Source organism: Kaistella sp. (assembly GCF_049588135.1).
GTDB lineage: Bacteria > Bacteroidota > Bacteroidia > Flavobacteriales > Weeksellaceae > Kaistella.
On the sequence record NZ_JBAVFG010000112.1, the window covers coordinates 1 to 6,958 of the forward strand.

Below are 6,958 nucleotides of genomic sequence, written 5' to 3' on the forward strand. Positions count from 1 at the left end.
AGGAGCAGGATGCCATTCACACCGTTAGGGTGATAGGTTCTGATCAACAGAAGATCCATGATTATGGGGTACCTGAGACATTGACGATCTGCAGCGCATTATACACGCCGTTTTTCAGCTCGTAGAAAGTCCCGTTGACTTCCTGATAGAAATTGATTCCGAACACCAGGAAGAGCGGGTTGAGCGAGTTTTCCGGCAGGTTGTTGTTCAATTGAACCGCTGTCGTCATTAGTGTATCAATTGGCAGCACGGGCGTTGCATTCTTTTCGGAGACAAATGTCCCTGTTTCGAAATTGATGTCCATTGCCGCGGCTACCATTTTGTAATGGGTACTTCCTGAAGGTGCTCCGAGGCTTTCGGTCGGGATGAACGGTTCAATTTCTACTACGGCGTCACCGGTCACCCGGTCGATGGTTGCAGTAAAAGGAGTCGAAATGGAGATTCCGAGTTTTCCGTGAATGTTGAATTCGAATCCGAGTAGCAATTCAGCTTCCCCATCGATGACATTTCGCAGTCCGCGTGGATTGATGGCATCCATCTGGATGACTTTGACCATCTCTTTGGTGAGTCTGCTGACCATTCTTCGGTCTGCCGAGGTTCTGAGGAGGCTTTGAATGGAGGTTCGCAGGGTTTTTCCTGCTTTCCCTGCTCTTCCAAACTCCGCCATGTTTTCGCGGGTTCTTTGGAATCTGGGATCATTTTGGAGACGCTCTGCGCTGATTCCGCCTTTTTCTCTTGCCATGTAGCCGTCTTTGGTACGATAGAAGGTGATGTCCCCCATGGTCCCTTTCAGTTTAATAATTCCTTTTTGTCTTGCCATTGTTTTAAGTTTTAAAAATTAAGATTCAGATGTTGAGGTACATCCGTTAAAACCTGTTGTGATCACGGGGCAAAATTTGGCAATAAAAACATATGATGCAAGTGTTGATGCCGGTTACGGCCGTTTTTGCCGAAAAGGGCGCTTTTTGCCGAAAAGGACCGAATATCCGATTGTTAGTAAGTGCCTTTCTGATGCTTTATGGTGGGGGATGACTGGGGGATGCCTTTGCTTTGTTGGGGAGATGAACCACCCCGTCAATGGCGAGGCGCCATTGACACCCCTCCAGAGGAGGGGAATGGGCGATTAATTGATGATGAATTCCTGGGTGGATTCGTAGGGGAGTCCCATGTAGGTGCAGAATTCTTGTACGGTGAGGACTTGATGATCAGGTTTGTTTAGGGAGATTTTGATTTTTAGAATCAGCTCGCGGCTGTAGCGTTCGCTTTTTCCAGTGATGAGCTGGATGTCTTTTGGGTAGATGCAGAGGCGGGTGATTTTTGGTTTCATGATTTTGTTGTCTTTGCTGAACAAAGTTTAAAAAAATCATCGGGTAGCTGTCGGTAGGTTTTCGGTAGTACGATGGGGAAGTTATGCACAGGGGGGTATGAACCACCCCGTCACCAATCCTTCGGAATTGGTGCCACCCCTCCAGGGGAGGGGAATGTGACGGGGTTGCTTCGTCGGTCGGTCCTTTCTTCTCGCAAAGACGGCGGGTTTTAATCGTCGAGGGCGTCGAGGTAGGCGGTAAGGTTATCGGTGAGGAGTTGGAGGAATTTGGTTTGGGGTGATTTGCGTGCTCGGATTTCGGTGGCGGTTTTGTGGTAATTGCCCAGGTCGATGGAGAGGGTCGTTTCAAACCACCGTACGGTTTCGGAAAGACCGAGGTTACCACCATTGAAACAGTTGCTTTGGTGCAAAGCGAATACCAGCTCAGTCAGCGCTACTTTGGAGGCGGTCCATTGAAGTCCTGCGTTAGAATCGGTTTCTTTGGCGGTGCTTTCTTTGAGGGTCAGCAACTGGGATTTTAAAAAGATTTCAAATTCATCGTTGGCGAGAATGGTAGCGATGAGGTGGTCGTGTGAAGTTGAAAACCGTTCATCATAATTGTGAAAATCGGGTGCCAGTTTAACGTCGAGGTCGTATTTGAAACGCATGAAATATTTAAGATCGAGGTAGGTGGCTTTGCGGCGGTAGTAGCTTATAAATTCCGTGTTTTCGAGAAAAAAATAGTGTATTTTTTCAAATTCCTGTTCATACAGTTTCTTTTTGTATTTGATGCCCGAACCGGGTGTGGCAGAGAGCAGGGCAACCACCTTGTTGAAATAGATATATTTTGCAATGAATAGGGGTTTTAATTTTTTAAAGAAAGTGATTTCGTTTTCCCAGCAGTCGAAATCGTGCTTGATGACCCATGATTTGATGGTGCGGATAGCTTCATCGGTTTCCATCAGGGCAAATTGGGTGTATTCCAGAGGGCTGCTGTGTTCGGTTTGAAGATCTTCGATTTTTTTTTGCAGGTCATTCCAAAGGGTGTAGGCGTTGTCGATCAGGTGACTGGACTTCATCATGGTAGGCTTGTTAAAAATAGGGTTGATTAAACTGCACCGTTTCAGTTATTTTTTTTGGTTCGCAGCGTGATAAATTCTACGGGAGTCAGGTGGTGAATCTCCGAAAACTGTTTTGCAAATTGCTGCCGCGTCTTGAAACCGCTCATTTCAGCCAACACCCCAATGTTATAGTTCAGATAACGGGGTTCGCTCAACATTAAATTCGTAATATAATTAATGCGCAGGGTTTTAAGGTAATTGGGCCAGGTCATTTGCTTATGCTCATTGATCACGTATGACAGATGCGTTTTATTGGTGTGCAGCTGCAATGAGAGGCTTCCCAATGTTATATCCTGTGCAGTAAAACCATTCATGCGTTCGAATTCTTCTAGTTTTTGTAACAGTTCTCTGATGATTTTCGGGCTGTATTCTGACTTTCTGTGAGGGATTGCTGGCACTGATGCCATAGGGGTATTGGCGGTAGCCTTTTCAAATTTGTGCAATAGATTATGGTAACTCTGAAGATTATGTTTTCGTTTTTGATTGGTTTTGTACAGGAAAAAACTGAGCCCAATGATCAGAATTGAAGTTATTATGATGATTATACTTCGAATTTTTTTTGCCTGTATCAGCTTTTCTTTTTCTACCATCAGACTTTTAGTATCATATTCTCTGTAAATGCGGGAGGAGAGATATGGAAGATCAATTTGCAGAATGCTGTCGGCTTTCAGGAGTTGGTCGGTATAATGGGAGACTTCCAAAGGAGAAAGCTTGAACAGCTTGTTTTTTAATAATAACTCATACGCTTTGCGAACCTCAGGAAGTACGGCTTCGTTCCTGGAAAACAGGGAATCTACTTTTTTCAGATACAGGGTAGAACTTGAGATATTATTCATTTTTAAATATGCACTTGCAAGATAATAGTAGGTGACTGCCAAATGACTTTCTTCTTTTCTGTGCTGAAGCAATTGTTCTGCTGCAAGCAGAGAATCTGCCGCCTGTTGATATGCTCCTTTCCTAAAAGCTGAGATGCCGGTCTCTTTTAAAAAATACCCTTTTTCCTGTCTGAAATCAGGAATATTCTGATAAGGGTTCGTGAGCTGCAGCAAACGGGTTACTTTTTCCCGGTGGTTCAACTGTCTTTCGCAGATAATCATCTGGTGAATGGTATTCAGATATCCCCTTGTATTGTTGAACCGCAGGGATGGCTGCTGATTCAGCTTTAAGTTGTTTTCAAAAAAATAAAGGCAGTCCCGGAAATAGAACAGGGCTTCATCATAATAACCAAGATAGCTTTTCACGACACCGATGTTGTATTTGATTTTATATTTTAAGTAATCGTCATTTGTTTTTTCGGCACGTGGGGCAGCAAGAAGATATTGGTCAAGGGCTTTGTCAAACTTTCGGAAATTGAAATAGTACACAATGCCTTTGCCTAATAAAGCGGTGCTGATCAAAGAGGCATCCTGTGTTTTTTTTGCGGTTGCTACACAACTGTCGGCATACTTTAACTTGTCCTCCCGGTCTGGAGAATATAAAACCGCATCTTCATACGCGTAAAACAAATGTTTTAAATTTTGGTTTTTTTTTGCTAATCTGATGCTTATCGCAATTGCAGGGAGGGCATTTGTGTCATTTTCACCCCAATGGCTGTATTCTTTTCTAATGGTATAATAGTCTTCAACTGAATTTTGCGCAGTGGCGACTGCGCAGCAAAAAAATACGGTAAAAAAAAGCAGAATGTTTCTACACATACCCCCACTTTTTAATGATTATTTATCAATAGTTCAGCTGTTTCTTGAAGGGGAACAGCTATGGTTTGTTATGGTAACCGAATTTACATAAAAAGTTCTTACAGTGATGATTATTTCCAAAAAAATGGTGGCATCATTGATCAATTGATGCTTTTAAATTGATCAATCGTTCCCTCAAACGTTTTTTTTTAGTGGAAAGCTCTTCTAATTTCGCTTTAGAATTCTATCACAAAACCAGCGCTGGATTAACTTTTAAAAATCATTATTATGAAAAAGTCAATCGCAATTTTAAGTGTTTTTTTACTCTTGACCGTTTGTTCCTGTCATCATGAAAGAGACGGTCGCAATCTTTCGAAAATAGAGATAAGGTTAGCCTCTTTGCAAAAGCAGTCTGATCCTTTTTTGGGATCTGTCGTCTTTTCTTACCTGGATGGTGAAAATGAGCCTGATCCACCACGGCAAGATCCGTGGCAGTGGTTGCACTTTCTTGAGGAGTTATTGGAGTATTTATCAACAGGAAAAGGGGTGTAAATCCGTAATGATGAGCATGCTAATTCCGAAAGAATGGACGGCATCAAGCGGGGAAGTATGTCCCTGCAGTGGCAAATGGGAGATCATCGGAAGTCCCAGTACGACGGCGGTTTTTGCAAAAGGGAAATTGATGCCGGAGTATTATGGAAAGAAGGTGGTGTGGATGCTGGTGAGGAGGGGATGAATGCGGTGCTAATGTAATAATTTGGCAATGTAGCAGTGTAACAATGTAGCAATGTAGCAATGTAGCAGTGTAACAATGTAGCAGTGTAGCAGTGTAGCAATGTAGCAGTGTAGCAATGTAGCAATGTAGCAATGTAGCAATGTAACAATGTAGCAATGTAGCAATTGTAGCAGTGTAGCAGTGTAACAATGTAGCAGTGTAGCAGTGTAGCAATGTAGCAATGTAGCAGTGTAGCAATGTGGCAGTGTATGAATTTACTCATGTATCAAGTGATTGGGAGTAACGATAAATCAATTATTATGAAATCAATTTTCAAGGGATCAGTGGCGGTGGTGGCGTATTTTTTTATGTTGCTGTTTGTATATGCTGCCGGAAGTAAAATGTTCGACTTTGAAAACTTCCAGGTACAGTTAGCGCAGTCGCCATTGCTGAGTGCTTATGCAGGATTTATTTCTTATGGGGTCATCATTTTGGAACTTGTGATTGCGGGGTTGCTCTGCTTCAATCTTACACGTCTCATAGGACTGTATGCTTCATTTGGATTGATGGTGGCTTTTACGGTTTACATCTACCTCATTCTTAACTACAGTGATTTTGTGCCCTGCTCCTGCGGCGGGATCCTGGAAAAAATGGGCTGGAGGGAACATTTGATTTTTAATATTGGATGCATTGTTTTAGCATTATTATCAATTATTTTCATAGAGAAACAAAGGGCGATGCATTTGCGCAGGACCGCTGTTATTAGCAGCCTTATTTTAGTGATAAGTGCCAGTGGCATGGTCGCCCTGTTTCTTTCTTCTGAGTATATTATGAAAAAGGAGAATAATTTTACGAGGAGGTTTCCTCATCATCCTATTATGGAGGACAAAGCGTTTGATCTTAAAGTCAACTCCTATTATTTTGCTGGTTTTGATAAGAGTACAATTTACCTTGGAAATTACACAGCACCGTTGATAGTTACAGAAATTGATACAGCTTTTAAAAACATTATCCAATACAAAATTACACTAGATAATGATAAGTACAATTTTAAATCAATAAAATTAGAGGTTCGTCCGCCGTACATTTTTGTTTCTGATGGAACTGTACCTATCATTTTCAGAGCAAAAATTTCCGATAAAATTGCAAAAACAATTAGTTTTAATAACATTTTTTTTAATAATATACAGCCAATTGATTCAGTCTCATTTGTCTTCCGTGCAATTAACAAGCCTAAGCATACACAATTTTTAGGAAAGATTTCGATTGATCAAGAATCTACAGTAAAATTTAATTTTAATATTATCAAAGCTCAGCAAAACGGTTTATTTGATACCGATGGAAAGCTTATCTCATTTAATAATGGGCAAAAATTTATTTATTCTTATTACTATCGAAATGAAGTTAAGGTTTTTGATAAGGATTTAAAGGTCTTATCTAATTATAAAACCATCGACACAATAAGTAAGGCAGATATAGAAATAATCCGACTAAAGAATGGGAATCTAAAAATGGCGAAACCTCCTTTACTAGTAAACGGAGATATAACATCCTCTAACAATCTACTATTTGTAAAATCAAATTTAATTGGTAAACACGAAAATAAAAAAATGTGGCAAAATTCAAGTATCATCGATATTTATAATATACAAGATGGTCAGTACTTTGGCAGTTTTTATCTGCAAAACCGCGGAGCGGATAAAATCTCGCAAATTCTTGCAACAGACAGGTACTTATTTGCCATCTGTGGAAACCAAATCATTAGATATAGATATGCGCAATCTGTATTAACTCATTTGGTTAAGGGCGAAGCCGAAAACCCAAAGAGTAGGCAATAATTAAAATTTAAGAACAATGAAAAAGTTTTTTTTACCCGCTGCAATAATCCTATTAGGAGGAAGTGCCGCATTTGTTACGCAAAGTTTTAAAAATTCTGATGACTCAACAGCTTTTGGGCACAGGATTGATAGAACAGACCCGAACAATCCTGTATGTGTAGATACAGGGATAGAATGCTCCACAATACCGAGTGTCTATAAATGTCAAGATGGAGCAATGAATAACTTATGGGAACTTGTTGGAACAAGTTGTCCAAATGAATTGTTTAAACCTTAAAATAATTTATAAAAATAGCTGCCACGAG

General features: G+C 40.7%; 8 protein-coding genes. 4 read left to right on the forward strand and 4 right to left on the reverse strand.

Going from position 1 to position 6,958, the window contains the following annotated elements; genetic code table 11:
* Positions 1–61: 61 nt before the first annotated feature.
* The 4 genes from WBY99_RS06335 to WBY99_RS06350 form a co-directional block, all read right to left on the reverse strand.
* Complete coding sequence (locus WBY99_RS06335) at positions 62–820, reverse strand: hypothetical protein (RefSeq protein ID WP_423975488.1); 759 nt, start codon at positions 818–820, stop codon at positions 62–64.
* Between the two features lie 303 nt (positions 821–1,123).
* Complete coding sequence (locus tag WBY99_RS06340) at positions 1,124–1,327, reverse strand: hypothetical protein (protein WP_423975489.1); 204 nt, start codon at positions 1,325–1,327, stop codon at positions 1,124–1,126.
* Between the two features lie 209 nt (positions 1,328–1,536).
* On the reverse strand, positions 1,537–2,388 hold the full coding sequence (locus WBY99_RS06345; RefSeq protein WP_423975490.1) for an RteC domain-containing protein: 852 nt from the start codon (positions 2,386–2,388) through the stop codon (positions 1,537–1,539).
* 41 nt (positions 2,389–2,429) lie between these two features.
* Positions 2,430–4,121, reverse strand: a complete 1,692-nt coding sequence (locus tag WBY99_RS06350; RefSeq protein WP_423975491.1) for a helix-turn-helix domain-containing protein — start codon at positions 4,119–4,121, stop codon at positions 2,430–2,432.
* A gap of 267 nt (positions 4,122–4,388) precedes the next feature.
* Here WBY99_RS06350 and WBY99_RS06355 point away from each other — a divergent pair, with 267 nt between their 5' ends.
* The 4 genes from WBY99_RS06355 (at position 4,389) to WBY99_RS06370 (ending at position 6,930) form a co-directional block, all read left to right on the forward strand.
* A complete protein-coding gene (locus tag WBY99_RS06355) occupies positions 4,389–4,652 on the forward strand; it encodes a hypothetical protein (RefSeq protein WP_423975492.1) in 264 nt (87 codons plus the stop codon).
* Between the two features lie 33 nt (positions 4,653–4,685).
* A complete protein-coding gene (locus tag WBY99_RS06360) occupies positions 4,686–4,853 on the forward strand; it encodes a hypothetical protein (protein ID WP_423975493.1) in 168 nt (55 codons plus the stop codon).
* A 231-nt stretch (positions 4,854–5,084) separates the two neighbouring features.
* Entirely contained in the window at positions 5,085–6,653 is a 1,569-nt protein-coding gene (locus tag WBY99_RS06365) for a DoxX family protein (RefSeq protein WP_423975494.1), read from the forward strand.
* A 16-nt stretch (positions 6,654–6,669) separates the two neighbouring features.
* Complete coding sequence (locus WBY99_RS06370) at positions 6,670–6,930, forward strand: hypothetical protein (RefSeq protein ID WP_423975495.1); 261 nt, start codon at positions 6,670–6,672, stop codon at positions 6,928–6,930.
* Positions 6,931–6,958 lie beyond the last annotated feature (28 nt).